9 protein-coding genes are annotated in these 16,310 nt (G+C 60.5%); 2 read left to right on the top strand and 7 right to left on the bottom strand.

Features of this window, described 5'->3' with window-relative positions; genetic code table 11:
• Nucleotides 1–38: 38 nt before the first annotated feature.
• The 4 genes from O7A05_RS10650 to O7A05_RS10635 are packed head-to-tail and all read right to left on the bottom strand — an operon-like array spanning nt 39 to nt 6,331.
• Nucleotides 39–887 carry a phosphoadenosine phosphosulfate reductase family protein gene (locus O7A05_RS10650; RefSeq protein ID WP_337092996.1) on the bottom strand — a complete coding sequence of 283 codons (849 nt, stop codon included), beginning with the start codon at nt 885–887 and terminating at the stop codon, nt 39–41.
• Complete coding sequence (locus tag O7A05_RS10645; protein WP_337092995.1) at nt 884–4,225, bottom strand: hypothetical protein; 3,342 nt, start codon at nt 4,223–4,225, stop codon at nt 884–886. Before O7A05_RS10645 ends, O7A05_RS10650 begins: the two co-directional genes overlap by 4 nt.
• Nucleotides 4,222–5,157 (bottom strand): DUF4007 family protein, encoded by a 936-nt coding sequence (locus O7A05_RS10640; protein WP_337092994.1) that lies wholly within the window; start codon nt 5,155–5,157, stop codon nt 4,222–4,224. Before O7A05_RS10640 ends, O7A05_RS10645 begins: the two co-directional genes overlap by 4 nt.
• Nucleotides 5,158–5,197: 40 nt before the next feature.
• Nucleotides 5,198–6,331: a cysteine desulfurase family protein gene (locus O7A05_RS10635; protein ID WP_337092993.1), complete on the bottom strand. Its 1,134-nt coding sequence runs from the start codon at nt 6,329–6,331 to the stop codon at nt 5,198–5,200.
• Nucleotides 6,332–6,462: 131 nt separating this feature from the next.
• On the opposite strand from O7A05_RS10635, the gene O7A05_RS10630 reads away from it, so the two are divergent.
• Nucleotides 6,463–6,915, top strand: a complete 453-nt coding sequence (locus O7A05_RS10630; protein WP_337092992.1) for a hypothetical protein — start codon at nt 6,463–6,465, stop codon at nt 6,913–6,915.
• On the opposite strand, the gene O7A05_RS10625 is transcribed toward O7A05_RS10630, so the two are convergent.
• From O7A05_RS10625 to O7A05_RS10615, 3 genes are read right to left on the bottom strand one after another with little or no spacing between them, the layout of a single operon-like run.
• Nucleotides 6,903–12,233 carry an FtsK/SpoIIIE domain-containing protein gene (locus tag O7A05_RS10625; RefSeq protein WP_337092991.1) on the bottom strand — a complete coding sequence of 1,777 codons (5,331 nt, stop codon included), beginning with the start codon at nt 12,231–12,233 and terminating at the stop codon, nt 6,903–6,905. The two genes, O7A05_RS10630 and O7A05_RS10625, sit on opposite strands and share 13 nt — an antisense overlap.
• Entirely contained in the window at nt 12,230–13,774 is a 1,545-nt protein-coding gene (locus tag O7A05_RS10620; RefSeq protein WP_337092988.1) for a hypothetical protein, read from the bottom strand. The genes O7A05_RS10625 and O7A05_RS10620 overlap by 4 nt, the downstream gene beginning before the upstream one ends.
• Entirely contained in the window at nt 13,774–15,588 is a 1,815-nt protein-coding gene (locus tag O7A05_RS10615; protein WP_337092987.1) for a hypothetical protein, read from the bottom strand. The genes O7A05_RS10620 and O7A05_RS10615 overlap by 1 nt, the downstream gene beginning before the upstream one ends.
• 171 nt (nt 15,589–15,759) lie before the next feature.
• Between O7A05_RS10615 and O7A05_RS10610 the strand changes: the two genes are divergently transcribed.
• Nucleotides 15,760–16,083, top strand: coding sequence for a hypothetical protein (locus O7A05_RS10610; protein ID WP_337092986.1), 324 nt, complete (start codon nt 15,760–15,762; stop codon nt 16,081–16,083).
• Nucleotides 16,084–16,310 lie beyond the last annotated feature (227 nt).

Genomic DNA, 16,310 nt, shown 5'->3' with positions numbered 1-16,310 from the left:
GCAAGGGTTGCCCGGGCGGCTACGCGACACTCATCCTGTCACTTGTGGCAGATCACACATCCTGCCGCGGCCTCGTCAATTCCGTAGACGTCATCGATCGTAGGCACAACATTGCCGGCGAGCGGGTTCACGCGGCGCCGCGCCAATAGTCGCGCGCGGCGCTGCTCGAACTCCCGCTCGATCTCGTCGACCCGCGCCGGGGCGCTGAGCTCTTCTAGGCCCTCTCCCTGGCTCCAGGTGAAGGGTGAGCCGTGATCGCGGGCGGACTTCTCATATCCCTTGGCCTCGTCGAACGCGTCGGGGTGCTCGCGCATCAATCGCACCCACTCGATTTTTTGCTGGAAGAAACAGAATGTGCAGCCGGAACGAGTCCGCCAGCGATAGTACTCGGGTTCGCCTAGGCCGGCGCTCTCGAGTGTTTCGATCACACCGGCCCTACTGATGCCGTCCTCTCTCAGAGGGAAGTGCACCTGCATGTTGCCATGGGTCGCCTGATAGCCCTCGCGACTGGGTTCATCAGCCCGGATGGCCACGTAGGAATGTACGACAACCCCCGCATCGAGGTCTTCACGCAGCCACTGCTCGAGCGGACGGAGCTTGAGCTGCCGCGTGCACCACCGAGTTTTGGGGGAGGGCAGGAAGTGATTGTATTCCTTAAGCCAGAAGTCGAAATCCCGGTCCGGATTAAGCCGGGTGATCGGTTTTCCCAGGAACCCCTCAAGCTTGTCGAGGAACGAATACACCTCTTCCAGCTCCTTGCCGGTGTCGGTGAAGAAGTATTCGAGATCAACCTCTGGCCGGGTCTGCCGCATATGGACGGCAAGGGCCGCGCTATCGCGACCCCCTGATATCCCAAGGATATGACGCTCACGCACCGCAATCGTCATGCTGGCTCCAATCCCTTGCCTTCGGAAAGGCGTTCTACGATGCGCGCAAGAGCGGCAAGCTCTACGGCCGGCCTCATGCCCTTTAGCCGAAGCTGCGCTATCAAGTCGTCTGCCGCTTTGTCTGCAGTCGCAAGCTCCTGTTTCGACACCTGGAAGGCATGGAAGAGTGGCTTCTCCTTGGGGTCCAACCCTACCATGACGGAAATGGCTTGCGAGGTTGGGGAGCGGCCGCGAACCGCGGCGAATGTCTCTGCCTCGCGAAAGCGCAGGCAGAGCTTAGCCATTTCGAACATGGCCTGCTCTTGCTCGCGGTCGGACCAGTTCCGCGGCGGCTTGTGAACGAGCAGGCTCGCCAATCCTTCGATGTCGCCGCTGTTTCCCTCGAAAGCGCCGGCGCGCATGATGAAGGCGTCGACGCGCAACTCTGCTGACACCCCCGACGCCGTAGAGGAGCGCGGCCCAATGCCCTCAAATGTCTTCGTGTCGACCCCAAGATGCTCGGCGAGATTCTTGCGGAGTTCCTCCAGCATTTTCGGATAGGCGGACTCTGCCTTGTTCAGTGCGGCGACCACGCTGACCCCGGGATCGGGTTCTCCCTCAAGCGCGGACGCGAGGTCTGAAAACAGCAGCGCTTCAGGGTCGCTGGCTTTCAACACGATGTCCCTAACCTTACGAACATTTTCGGCCAGCGTCTGAGTGCGCTGCGCCCACAGCGGAAGAGCATGAAAGCGCTGATAGAGCGCCGATGCGACCGGCAAGGCCTTCGCCTCAACGGGATTTGCCTCGGTCGAAAGAAGTGCGGCAAGCTGCTGGACGAACGCGTCATCCCGCTTGGAGCGCGAAATTCGGCGAAACTCGATGGCTGCCGGATCCTGCAGAATGCGGTCGGCGATGATATCGTCGATGGCGGGCTGGAAAGCGCCGTCGACATAAACCGCGACCGCGTTTCTATGCGCCAGCAGATACGACAATACCAGCACAGGCATGACCCCGCGCTTGATGCCATATGGCCGCGCGGCCCAGGTGTCGAAGAGTTCGGCCAGGTTGACCCGCTTCTCACCCAACACCGTCCAGGCAGGCTTGAGTGTCTTGCCCGCCCCGTCATCGGCAGGATCGGCGAAGCGCCACACGCCCTTATCGTCCTGCCGATGCAGCCCCAACGGCCGAACAATCGTCAGATAGAGCCCACGCTCGACCGGGAAGTTCTCAATCCCAAGGTCTGCCACATCCGACTTCGAAACCATGGCATGCATCAAGGTCCTCAGGCCTGCCATGGCGGCAGTCGAGGGCTTGTCCCGATAGAGCAACTCCGATTGGATGACGGGTGCGCTGCTGAAAGCTTCCGTTGCAAGCGCCGACGCCAAGACGGTCAGTTCCCCGCCATCGAGTTTCTTGCCGGCTGCATCCTTTGCTCTGTCACCGAATGCCCACCAGCGGGCCAAAGAGAAGGCCCTCAGCAAGTCGCTGCGAACAATTTCGGCGATCAATGATTTGCGTGCCGACAACTCTCGGCGGGCTATCCGATCACCCTCGAGCTGCGGATGCGTCTCTTCGATGCGGTCCAAGGCATAGAGGTCGCTCGCATGATCCCTTAGCAGATAGACCTGCTCGCTGGCGGCAACGCCAGCCAAGACGCCCAGATTTGCCAATTCGACGCTGAGCTGTTTGGCGGCGACCTTGACCGGCGCTTCAAAGCTTCGCGCATCGGGCAGCAGCATAATGAGAAGACCCGCCGACCGTCGCTTCGCTTTGGCCAATGACGCGGCGGTCCTTTTAGCCCACGCAGCGGGACTTTGTGGGCTCTCGTCGGCAAACTGAATGACGACATCGAATGTGCGCAGTGCACCGGTCGCGAAGTAGTGGCTCTTGGCTGCGATCGGTCCCACGCCAAGCCGTGAAGGCAAATCAGCCAGGACATCTGCGTCGAGCTTCAGCGCGACCTTGGAGATGGCCTCGTCGAGGTCGAAATCACTGCCGGCGAAGAGGGCATATCCGCCAAGCCGCGGCTGCCGAATGAGGATAGCCCGGTTGACCAGCTCGTCGATGGCCGCCGCGACGTCGGCCTTCTTCGCTTCTGGTGCGCAAAGGGAGAGGATGTCGTCGGCAACCGCGAGTCCGGAGCCGTTCCTGAACAACTCGACGACCGCTGCGGCCTTGGCGAGCTTGGCAGTCAGCGAGCCGTAGAGTGCAGCCTTCTCCACGGCCTCCATAGCAAGTGTCATCCGATTGCTTTCCGGACCAACAGAAAGCGCGCTGCCGAAATTTGCGACCAGGTAGTCCCAAAGCTGATCCGGCCCATACCAAGCGTTTCCGCCGACCTCGGTCCGAGCTAAGTGCGCCTGAAATCCGTTCGGTTCAGATGATGATAGAAAGCCGAAAACGCTTCGCTCGTTTTGTGCGAACCGTTGGCGTGACACCGGCCCCAACAAGAGCGCCGAAACCGGGTGCAATGGCCACGTTTGGGTGAGGATTTCCGTCAGCACCACGACATCGACCGGTCGACGGTGCGAGATCGCCTCCGCCGTCAGTCCAGCGATCGCTTTGGCGCTGGCCGGAGCTTGGTCACTGCCAATGGCGCGAGCAATGAGCGCCGCGACCTCATCGGCTTGCGCAACGAAGGGCACGTTCTGGTATCGGCCCTGAACCTTTGCCCATTCGTTCCGGCCAGTCCGGCTCAGCCGGTTGGCGTACTGCTCAAACGACTGATGCAGGATGCCGACAACCACCAGCCTACCGTCAGAGCGTGCTGCTCGCTCGGCGAGATCCTGCAAAATATGCACGTCGACGGCAGAACTCGTCGCATGCTCGAGGAACTTGCCGAGCTCATCGATGACGATCAGCAAACCGCCCCTTTGACGAGCACGCGCTTCTAATTGGTCGATAAGTGCTCGTTCGTCGCGCGCTGCATCCCGCGCCGCCTGAGTCCACTCAAATTGCTTTGCGGCCGCATCCGCCAACGCGCCCGCCAAGCTCGTGCGCCGGCCGGTCAGTGCAACCACATCCCACGAGCGTTCTCGGCTAGGAAACGCCGAGGAAAACTGCTCCGCCAAATCTTGCCCAACGATCCCTTCGGCGAGAGCACGCTGTTTCTTGTTGCCGGCGACCAGATTGGCAACAAGCAGCGCCGCACAAGATTTGCCGCCGCCATATGGGCCGGTCCAGGTGAAGGCGAACTGCGACCCATCGGCGATCCCCGCCAGCATGGCCAATAGCGACTTGCGGACGCTCGCCTGCAACACATACCCGGTGAGCGGCGGTGTTCCATTGAGATCGGTGTCGATCCGAGCGGACAGCGCGAACCGGCGTTCGACCTTGACGATGTCGGCAAGCTTAGTCATGCCGCTCTCCGCCCACGGTAACCGGCTTTGACTAGATCGATCTCGTCGATTTCCCCGAGACGGCCAGCCAGAGCGATCTGACGGAGTCCCGCCGTATCGGTCCACACCATTTTCCCGCCGGTGGCGTCCCCGATGCTCATCAGCCGTGCCACTAGGCTATCCTCGTCAAGCTTGAAGACGCGCCCGGGAGACCCGGGGTCATACTGCACCTGCTCTACGGAGAGGGTGGGGGACAACGAGTGCTGACGCTCCCAGAACTGCTTTAACACGAGCGCAAATATGCTGTTGTCCAGTGAAGGCTTCTGCCCACGGACAAATTCGAGTTGGCCTGTCGACCGCTGCTCGCGCAACAGGCCGAGCTCAACTAGCAACGGTTCTGCCGCGTCTTCCCCTGCATCGGAGTGACGGGGCGCATAGCTGCGCACGAACACTTCAACGTCGCGCTTGAGGGTTTCGGCGGTTGCCCTTGCGGTTGCACGGGCTTCGATGATCGCTGCCATGGCCCTAACGAGATCGTCCCTGGTAAAGGCAATCTGATTGAGCAGGTTGAACGCGTAGTAGAATGTCGTTGCTGCGCGCGGCTCACTCACGAGGTGTGCATGCATCAACCATAGAGTGGACGGATGCTCGAGGTATGGGTCGAGCCCGGTACCGTCGGTGAAGATCAACCGCCCTAGATCAGTGGCGTGAAGATGGGTGGGGCTGTCTCTCAGAATCTTCGTCGCCAACGCCCAATGACGCATCGAGAGCGCCATGTTCTTGCCGACACCGAAAGTGGCGATTGCGTTTTGTTCCTGAAATGTTCTACGATCGACTCCATCCGGGTCGGATGCGTGGTCGAACGCCTTCTTCAGCCAAAGAAGCCGAAGCGGGAAGGTCTCGTGGCCCGAAACGCGAATCGCGGTCGCCGGATCATGAAGGTCGTTCAACATGGAGGGGATGCTACTGGAGAGTGTCGCCAGTTGGCAATCCCTAGGGCGCCACTATTGCGGATAGCACCGCGGCCGCCTCCATGGCGTCCGCCTCGCTATTGTAGCGGGAGAAGTATAAACGGATAGTTTCCGTAGCCTCTTGATGAGTAAATCCCATCTCAAGTAGGACATGCGATGCGGTGATCTGCCCACTCGTGCAAGCTGATCCTTCGGAAATCGAGATACGATCACCGGCCTTCACTATTATCGACATAGCTCCATTACCGGGAAATCTCAGACTCAAACTTCCGGGTACCCGACTCGGCGCGGAAACATTCTCGATGAATTGCACTTGCCTGCTGCGCAACTCTTCGAGGAACAGAGTGGACAGCCTCCCTGAACGGGCGGCGTCCGCTACGAGCCGCGTCCTGGAGACCTTGGCGGCCGCGCCAAACCCGACCACGAGCGGCGTCGGTACGGTTCCAGGGCGCACGCCAGCCTCCTGACCGCCGCCGAACAACACCGGCAACGGCCGGAGAGAAGCGGCCGATGATATGAACAGCGCACCGATGCCCATTGGGCCGTAAATTTTGTGCGACGAAAGGCTCGCGAAATCGAACTCCGCACAGTCGAGAGGAAGTTTGCCAGCGCCCTGTGCAGCATCGACATGCACGAGCGCCCCCGCCGCACGGGCAATACGAACGACATCGGCAAGCGGTTGGATGGATCCCACCTCGTTGTTGACTGCCATCACCGACACCAAGAGTGTCTCAATGCCGACCAACCGTTCCAGAGCTGAAATATCGATGATGCCGTTCACATCAACCGGCGCTTCGATGATGCGGAAGCCAGCACTCCGCAGCGAACTCGCGGACGACAGCACACTCTTGTGCTCGATGGCCGATACGACAATGTCACGCCGCCCGATGCCACCTTCAAGCGCGGCGAGAGCAATGCCCCTTATCGCGATGTTGTTTGCCTCGGTCGCCCCGGACGTGAAGACGAGTTCCTGTGGATCAGAGCCGATGAGTGACGCGAGTTCCGAGCGCGCAGTCTCAACGGCCTGTGACGCCAACATACCGCTCAGGTGAGGTGAGTGCGGATTTCCGACCTGAGCATGCCACCAAGGTGCCATCGCTTCCATCGCCTCTGGCGCCAATGGTGTTGTCGAGTGACCATCAAGATATATCGGCATCGGCGTGTGTGACTCTGTCTTCGGATCAAGCTCGACCTTATCCGGAACGGGAAAAATTCGAAATCGGCCCACGGTCGAGGCCCAACCAATTTGCTGATAGGGTACTGGCGGAACAGGAGATGCGCATCCCCATGCCCGAAGGCAACGACGTCAGCGTCAAAGAAATTTACAAAGAGCAATACGCCCACTTCAGAGCGATGAACGACATCCTCTACAAGATTCCCCCGCTGTTCTCGGTGGCGATCGGCGGGTTGTGGTACTTCGCGGCATCCCAGGTCAAGACCGATCGGCTCATTGCCGTCGCAATTTTCTTGTTCGCGGCCGTCGTGAGTATCGCCAGCGTTTTCATCATGGGTCGCTTCAGCCAGGCCTTCAGCCTCTACATTACCAATTTGAACAAGCTCGACGGAGAGTATGCGGTCTCGATCAAGAACAAGGGCAAGAAATGGCCGCCCTCGACGGTGAAGATCATTCAGTTCCTGTTGTGGGTCGCGGCGGCGATTTCGTGCGCCGGGGTCATTTACGCCCTCGCCCCCCTGTTTTGTCCTCCCGCGCCTCCGGTTTTGCCAGCTCAACCGTCCTGAGCCGCGATCGCCGACACCACGTCTTCTATGTCCTCGTCGGACAGAAATGGTGCCTGAGCGAAAACGGTAGAGGCCTCGCCGCTCAGCCGCGCCGCCAGGTGCCCAAGGCCGAGCAGGTTCTCGGCACCCTTCGTCCCGAGGGCGATCTCTGAGGTTCCGACGCTCGCGACCTTGAGGATCAGCCGATTGCCGAGATTGTCACGCAGCTGAACGGGCATGACCCCGGCATCTGGCCGTTGTGCCGCAAAGACCAGGTGGATGCCGGCGGCGCGCGCCTTCACCCCGAGTCTGGAAACAATCGAGGTCACGGCACCCTTGTAATCCTCGGTCAGCATCCATTCGGCGAACTCGTCGTGGATGAGAAACTTCATCGGCAGCCGTGCTTCTGGCGCGGCCTTGATGTTGAACGATCGGATGTCGCGAGCCCCACTTTGCCTGAAGAGCTCGTATCGCCTGTCCATCTCGATGACGAGCCCTTCCATCATTTCGATGGCGACCGCTTGGTCAATGATGATCCCACCCTTCACATGCGGCAGCCGCTCTATCGCGGAGTAGTCGACGCCCATTTTCGGATCGATCAGATGAACGTGTACCAGGGCGCTAGGATTGGTCGCCGCGATGTCGAGGATCAGCGCCTGGATCAGCACCGATTTACCGCTGCCCGTCGCGCCGGCGATGAGCGTGTGCGGGTCGTGTTGTGACACGCCGGCGAAGGGTCCACCCAAGTTAAGGTAGAGAATCTCGCCATCCAGTTCGCGCAGACCAAGAAGGAAGCTCGTGTTGAGACCTGCGGCATTGCGGTTCAGGGCGCGGCGCTCCCAGAGATCCCACATCGAGACGATCTGCCGTTTTGCCCTCGCCACGCCCACCACGATCTCCCCGGGCAGCGGAGAAATGGAGATCACTCTCAGGCCATGCGTGGTCAGGAGCGCCGATTGTTTAGCCTCGATGTCTTCGACGCGCAGGCGATCACTGCCGACAAATCGCACCAAGGCGGCGTTTGGCGTCAATCGTATCCCCGCGATCTTGGCTTGCAGATTGTAACCCATAAGCGCGGTACGCAGTCGGCCGGCTGTGGCCTCGAGCCATTGTTCATCCTCATCAGCCGCCGACTGCACTTGTCCCGCCCGCCGGGACACCAAGTCGGCAAAGCTCTCACCGGCTGGTGAGACCGGTCCTGCCTCCTCCTGCTTCCCCTGATCAGGCGCGAAGGAGTGGCCAGCCGCAGCAGTAGCAGCCTCGCCGGCATCGGCAACGGGCGCCGTTCCGGCGCTCTCTTTGGTCCCGACCGGAATTGGCGTGGTTGATGTTGGAGGAGGGCCTGGCGGAGGGGCGTCCGGCTCGGGGTCGGCACCACTGGCCGGACCGTTCTTCGTGGTCCATCGAACGCGCGGCGCCGGCGCGCGAAATTCAGATGTCTCCCACGGCCTGCGATCTCCCAGGGCGCTTCTCATCGGCATCAACGGGTCAGAGGCCTCATAGGCCTTGATCAGTTGCCGCAAACCTTCGCGCGTGTAGGTCTCCTGCAGTCCCCGCACCTCAGTCACTTCGTCCTGATCGCCGGGGGAGCCACCCGCGTCTGCAGGGCCCGAAACGAAAATATGGGAGTAGCCCTTTAGATCGATCTCCACCGTGCCGTTGCGGATGCCATTCCTCACCTCCTCGAGCGAAAAGCTCGCGGTCAGAGCCGATGGTTCATCGAGCAGGATGTCGGCAAGGCGCGAGAGCCAGAGGTCACGGTCAAGCCGCCCCGGATCGCCGAAGAGCGCGTCCTCGATCCGGCGCATGGTCTGTCGCAACTGCTGGCTGGAATGACGTTTGGCTTCCGCCAAGCCATTTGACTCAACATACTTCGCTTCGGTCACAACAGCGCGAAGCCTTGGGCGCCCGTCGGGCCCAGGGTCGACGCTGAGCGCAAGGATGTCAGCAATCCCTTCTTCTCGCTGGCCCAGCCATTGCGCGTAGTCGTCAAGGAGGAACCAAGATGCCGGACGCTTCAACAGCTCCTCAGCAACAAGAGCCCGACTGAGAATTAGGCCGATCAACTCCCCCGCTGATACGCCCCGCTTGGCCGCACGCAGGATGACATCGCCAGAGATTGCCGTCGCATCGGCGATCATTCTCTCGGCAAGCGCGGATAGGCGATCGTCGTCAAGCCCGAGGCTGAGTTGATCCAGGCGGCGACGGACAAGCACCGGTAGCACGCGCAGGTCCGAGGTCGAGGACACCACCATGTTGCGGCCGTGCGTACGTTCCCGCCGATATCGAATAACCTTGATGCCCTGCGCCATGAGCTGCCGCTTGTCGAGAAGGTCGTCATACGTGGCGACCCACTCGGCCAAGCCGTGAACATCCTTGAACATGGCCTCCAGGCCATGGTCCTGCAGCGAAATCTGACGCGCGGGCAGATAATGCTCGTTGTCGCGATGCGACTGTTTGCGGATCACGGCCGCCAGAGCGTCGAGGTAGGACCAGCCGACCCGAGGTTGGCGGGGCGATACCAGATAGCTTGTTGCAGTGAGTTGTTCTTCTCCAACGACCCGGCGATACGACCACCGCGGCGGCACATGGTCGGCGATCGAGGGGTCGGTGTCGTCGTTGCGCGGGACGGAAAACCAGGCTTCCCTAGCCTGACGCGATACGACATCATGCAGGAACGCCACGTCCACGCTGCGCTCGTCAGGCGCCCGGCGCCCGGAGCTTCCTTCAAGCATTACCCCAATTCTGAGCTTCGACATGAAGTTGAGCGAGGTTTCACGGACGACGATGGCGTCGGGGTCGTTGCCTGACTGATCCAGGAGATCGGTATAGACCTTGTTGAGCTTCGAACGGTCTCGATGGCGGACGAGGACGTTGCAATGAACCTCGTCTTCGTGAACGGACCCTAACGCGTTGACCGTGGCCAAAGGCAGGCCAGCAGCATCGCAGTTGTAGAGCATTATGCTGAGATTGGCGCGCTCATGCGGCTGCAAGTCGAGGTAACGGCCGATCAGCCCGCGGATCTCACGAGCAGCCTCGGCCGGATCTACATCGGTGGATGCTTCCGAGGGGTCGCGAACCGGACGTTCCATGAAGCTGTAATCGTTGAGTGTGCTCGTCTCCGTCACGAGGACCGCTTCACCTCCGGTGAAACCCGGTACCGCCTCCGGATAGTAGGGGTGAGCGAGCTCGGACCGGAGATCGGCAAAAAACAGCCGCTGGTCGCCGAAATTGACTTCCTCCGCCTTGAGCAGGTGATCAATCAGGCCGCAGAGGGATCGCATCTTGACGGCCGTGGCGGCCATCCGCATCGGGTGCCAGGGTGCTACGATCGCAGCCGGCGTCGAGCCGGCAATCTGAACCGTCCCGATCCTGAGGATCGGTTCCCACAGGTCCCGCCGGTTTAAGTCACCTGGTGCCGAACTACGAAGTTGCTCGAGGAGCATCGCATACAAATCGGCCTGTTCGAGCTGAGGTGTTCCCCCCATGCCGTTCGTCCGCCAATCTTGGATGGCAGCCGAGTAGCCCACGACGAAGGCTGTCCATTTCTCGCCAAGGACCGCGCCGGCTGGCGGCGTCATACGCCCCCCCGCGACGGATGCCTTGATGGACCTGGGCAGAGCCTTGCTTAAGTCTTCGACATTGGTCGATCGTGGAACCAGCGATCCGGCGTCCTGGCGGAAAGAAGGTTGCAAAGTGCCAACGTCGGCGAGGGACACCGACTGCATCGCTCCCTTCTTGCTGACCAGCATGCGCGACACCTCGGCAATGCCGAAGGGGTTCTTTTCGAGCCTGGCCAGGTCATCGGGCAACGCCAATCCGATCGCGTCTGGCTCGGCCCGCCAGATCAACTGAACCGTGTTTTTCTCCGCACCCGGGCCGCTTCCCACTGTCAGAGTGAGATCGAACTTGATTTGAACGTTTGCGCGCGACGTCGAGACGTTCTCGCGGAACTTGCGGCTCTTGCTTGCGGCTTCGAGCAGCGTCTCAAACTCGAAAATGTGCGGCGTGTCCCAGCTGACCGCCTGGGGAAGAACCTGACGAAGGGCCTTGTACTTGAGGCTGAAGGCGCGAGCCACGTCGGCATTCATGTCCAGCCATTGCGTCTTTGTCCGGCGTGAAGACCGAATCTCGATCCGCCGAGGCATCCTGAGCGTGCCGAGCTGGGCAAAAAGCCGCTCGATGCTGCGGACCAAGCCATCGAGGAAATCCGTGCACTCAATAGGGCGTCCGTAGACGAACTTCTCCCATTTGGCGCGCAACTGCCTGTTGGCCGCCAGATCCTCCCGATGAGCCTCGAAGAACTCGCGGTCGTCCTCTCGCGATTCCTTGAGGGATCGACCCTTGAGATCGCTGAGATACGCCTTGTCCGGATCGCTAAGGCGATCGGGCCGCTCGTAGTCGAAAAACTGAGCCGTCTCTTCCGGAAGCTTCAACTTCTTGAGCTTAAGGCCCGAGAAGATGAGAAGGATATTGTCCTGTTCCCACTCGAGTTCAGCGAGTTTTTCCGTCGAATCGCGCCACCCGGCTGGCGAGTCGACGAATGCCTCGATCGTCGGATGCAACTCGGCGGCGATCTCGTCTCGAACCGTCTCGAACTGATCCCGCAGCTCGTCGGCTTCGATCGGCTGGCGGTTGGGCCGCTGCTTGGAAAGCAATGGTCGACGGTCAGTGATGAGTTTGTCGTAAAGGCGTCTCCAGCGGCTTTGCTGCTGCAGGTCCTTTGGCCTCTGCGAGCGGAAATATCCCGTGTCGCGCGGCAATTGAAGTGCGGGTAGCGCCCAGCCAAGTGCGTCCGCCACCGGTAGCGACATGTTTTCGATCGCGGCTCGCGTCATGGCAACGTAGTTGCTGAGCTGAGCGAGTGGCCAGTCGTCGACACTGGACAGAGCCTTGAGTGCTATGTGCCAAGCTTCGACGTGCTCTTCCGGCAGCCCAAGACCATCAGATGCAGGAAGCACCCAATAGGCGGGTCCTTCCTTGAGTTCCTTGGCGCCGATCAACGCCACATCATGCAAGGAGGCGCCCTGATCATCGTCGGTGTTCGCGATAAGAAGCGCGGGGCGGTCGCACTCAGCATGCCGCCACGCAACTGTTCGCTCATCGGTGATCACGGTATCCGGCAGACCCTGGCCATCGACGAGTGCGCGGGGCACAGCAATCTTGACTTGCGACTGGATTGAAGGGTCGGAAACCAGCTGGCTGACGATCGCGGCAACCTGCGGTCCGGTGAGGCGATCGAGCATGAAACGAGCGGTGCCGCTGTCGGCCCCGAGGCCCTGTAGGCGCTCTTGGAGCGCCGCAGCGCCTGCCGCGCCGATCAGATCGAGAGCGTTCATGCTCGCACCCCGCGGCGAAACGGATTTTCTACGTAGGCTGCCGAATCCGACAGCCGGTTGAGCAGCCCGAGGCTGATCAGCCGTTCCTCTAGCCGCCGCGCATTGTCGGAGAAGTCTTCCTGATCGGCTTTTCCGGCACCGATGATGCTCGCGGCCTGTTGATCTCCGATCACCAGTCCGTAGCGATCATGGAGGGCGGCGAGGAAGTCCTTGAACTCCATCCGCTCGCTGACGCAGCAGACAACGAGCGTCTTGAGCAGGCGGTCCGTCGGTGCGTAGCGCACGCGCCGGCTTGATCGACGCGAGCTCAATCCGATCTGCCGCGCCCAAGTCGAATGGACCTTGCCCACATGTTGCGCGTGCCTGGTCTTCGCCCTGCCGACCAGCTCGTCGATCAGGTCGCCAGGATTGCTCATCCCGGTCGGTAGGTCGTCGGGGTCCGGCCAGTCAAATTGGCGGCCCAGTACCTCCGCAGCGCTGAGAACGGCATCGTCCGACCCAACGGCAAGCTTCCACTCATGCGAGGTTTCGGCACTGCGCACGTAGTGCTCAATGGCAAGACCGGGCAGCGCATTGTTCGCTTGGAAAGAGTCCGCGGCGAGGTCACGGATCACGGTCTTTTTTGGCGATACGATCTCGCAGATCATCGTAATGGGCACCGAGTCGAGCAGCTCACGCGCCCGGTCAAGCTGGTATCGAACAAGATTGAGCCCGGTGATGGTTACGATGTGCGGCAGAGCGTCGAACACCGAAATCGGGCTATCCAGAATGGCGATCCAATCCTCGGCGAGCTGATCGAAGATCGGGTGGGTCGAGCAAGGCAAGTAGGCGCCTGGTCGATCACGCTCGGCAAGTTGTGGCTCGCCCTGTAGCGCGGCAACAAGCCGGTCGTAAACGGTTGGCTGCTCGAAGAGTTTTCCGACCAGTCGTTCCTTGAGCTCCGCGGCTCGTTTGGACCGGCACAGCATCAAATAAAGAACTTCGCCGGTTCGAGCAAAAAACCGTCTGTCGGTCGAAACACCGGACGCCGTGACCGCAGCATCCTCGTACAGCGCGCTTGGACCGAAGGGGAAAACGAACTTTGAACTCCAGCGTTTATTGCTGGCGCCTTCGATGGCGGACGACTGCAAGAACCCCACCACCGAAGCAAAATCGTCGAAGGAGTCGAAGCGGGCTCGGAGATAACTGAAGTCCCGGCTCTCGAGGCCGCCGGCGTTCTGTTCCATCAACTCCAGCCATTTGGTCCAGGCTGCATCGTCCGAGAGCCCCTCTACCCCGATGGTCAAAAGGTAGGGATTATTGAAGATGAGATTGCGCAGTCGCAACTGTGTCTGCGGACGATAGGAAAGGGCGTTGAACTCCCCTTCCGCAAAAGCGCGGCCGGCGACTTGCTCGGATCGGAGCACGCCAAGGAATTCAAGAAGTATGAGCCAGGGCGTCTGTTCGTCATGCAGGCGATGCCCCCAGATCGCTTCGTCGACCCAGAACGCTGGTCCCGTGCGATCCTCATGGGAAATAGGGCGTTTCAGGATCTCCATCATCAGAGCCTCACCGTGACGCTACGCGATGATGCACGGCCGTCAGAATTGAGGTCGATGAACTTGAGGACGATCCCGTCACTGCGATCGTCTCCATCAAGGACTCGCCGCCGTTCGACGGCGCTCAGCAGTCGTGCCTTGAACGCGAGAAGGTCCTCGTGGCACTCGAGCGAAAAACTCGTAGGCAGCGCGCCCTCCGCCACGCGGCCCAAGAACTCGAAGCGGGTCGTCGAAAGCTGCAATGTGACTTCAGGCGGATCATCACGCGCAAGCCGAACCACCAGCTTCATGCCTCCATCCCCGTCCCCGAGCAGCGCCACTTCCTCGCCAGCCCGGCGGGCGACGGACACGAATTCCTCCAGCAGAGGACTGGTCCTCGACTGCGATTGGCTTCCTGAACTTGCAAGGACCAGCTCGTCCTGGTTCTGGATCAGCATACCGGTGAACACCCGGTTCAGCCCGCGCACGAGCATGGGCATCACCTGCCGCGGCAATGCTCGCTTTTCGGCCAACGCGCGACTGGTCTCCAGATAGAGACCGGCGTACCGAAAGACGGTCAGGTCCCAGAGGTCCAGCGTATCTGCCAGCTCATCTGAGATGGTAAAGAACAACCGTTGACGCTGTCCGCGAAGGAGCCCCAGAAAACGGGCGACAGCGCCCGGATCGTCGCCCTCCAGGTAGGACTGTTGCGCCCGTTTATAGGCTGGCGTCTCACCGTAAACCTGATCGGTCTGCACCAGAGTTTTGTAGGTTTCGACCAGTGCCGGATCGTCGGCGCCGTAGACCAGCATATTGTCGACTTTGTTGCTTGTTTCCGAGCCGATGCCGAACAGGTTGAGTTTGCGAAAGGGTTCGGTTCTTTCTGCTCGGCTTGGTTTCAAGTTGCCGCCAAAGACGTTGCGGTAGGGACTGGCTCGCTCCGCGGTTCCCGCAGCTGCCAATTCGACAACATCCGTGCAGGCCATCAGTCCGTCCCGCGCGTCGGGATGGCCAAGAATGATGTTCGTGACGAGGGATAGAACCTGCCGGATGGTAAAGTGACCACCATTCTGTTCGCTGGCTTCGACCAGATTGCCAAGCCGTCGCCGGAAGAGACCGTTGTCGTGGGTTCCGACAAGCCGTTCGCGGTTCTCGCGGATCGGACAGGTTTCCCCATTCATCGCCGGACAATCCGCGCAGCCGTCCCAACCCGGGTGCAGCGTCACCGCATCGATCACCTGATCGATCATTACGGCGGCGGCAGACCGACTGAGATCCCTCAAATCGAGATTAATCGCAGCGTTCCCACTGCGGCCAACGACGAGGAGATTCTCCACCGCCTCGACAAGAGCGCTCGTCGTCTTGTCGCTGCCGGCGGTCTTCATCTTTTCCAGAAGCTGGCCATGATTGGCCGCCATCAGATAGACCCTGGGCGAATTGGGGTCGGCGACATCCCATGCCATTTGCTCGATCAGCGGCTTACTCTCGTCGGAGCGGAGCTCGCTTAGGTCCTTGACGACGATGAGTTGGCGAGACCCCAGACTGAGGCGCTGGATCTTCTCTCCGCCATTCCAATCTTCAATCGTGCCACCCAGCTCTAACCACACGCGTCGGCAGTGATAGGTCTTTCCGTCGCCGGCGGTGCCGGTGAGGATAATGGACTGGGATTCTTCGGACCTGAAATTGTCGACCAACCATGCCAAATGCTGCGCCGGCAGCTCGATTGGCTGCATCTTCAAGCGAGCCAAGGCCCGCTGAATGGTCTCGTCGTACATATTATCATTGGTCGGAATGGGTCCGTAGTTCCGAAGAAACCGGATCCAATTGTTGGTCGGCATGCGCTATCCCCCCAAGACTGCCGCCTCGCACTGACGACCGTCCTGGAATTCCAGCGCAGCCCCATGAAAATCAGTCAGTTGCAGACTACTGTAGAACTGGTGAAACGCAACAATACAACCCGAACACTGGCGAGGATCGCCTAATGAGGGCTGGCTAGAAAGCGTGTGACGATGATTCCTGAATCGGCCGGAGCCGCTCCCTACGGCATTTTCCTGCTGGCAGATGACTACCTGTCTGCCGCTCAGCTCGTTTTTCGAGATCCAAGAATCGGCACAGGGCCCGTGAGATTGATGACTTACCATGCGGCTGAGCTCTTCCTAAAAACCTACATGCGTTCCGCAGGGGAAACCGTCGATGCCTTGCGGGCCTTGGGCCATGACCTCGAGAAGATGGTCGTTCGTGCCAAATCGTTGGGTTTGAAATTGCCTCCGCAGATTTTAGCCCAGTCCCGCAAGCTGTCGGCAATAACGACTACGTGCGGGCACGCTACGTAGTGGTCCGAGAACCGACCGACATCTCCAACCAGAGCGTTCTTCGATACTGCCAAACGATCAGGTCGACCGTCATCGAGGGGCTCAACATGGACGAACAAGGCGTGCCTCAGGGCGAGCATTGGCTTGGCGCCCTGCCAAGTGACTACCCGGGACAAGCGCCGACGGCGGCGCCATGAGCAAAGGAGTGTCTCCAGGGGGCCATCGAGGTCCCAGAACCGAGCACCTTC

Origin of the sequence: Mesorhizobium argentiipisi (SeqCode) (genome assembly GCF_037179585.1) — a bacterium.
Taxonomy (GTDB): Bacteria; Pseudomonadota; Alphaproteobacteria; order Rhizobiales; family Rhizobiaceae; genus Mesorhizobium; species Mesorhizobium argentiipisi.
This window is presented reverse-complemented; position numbering and strand designations above follow the sequence as displayed.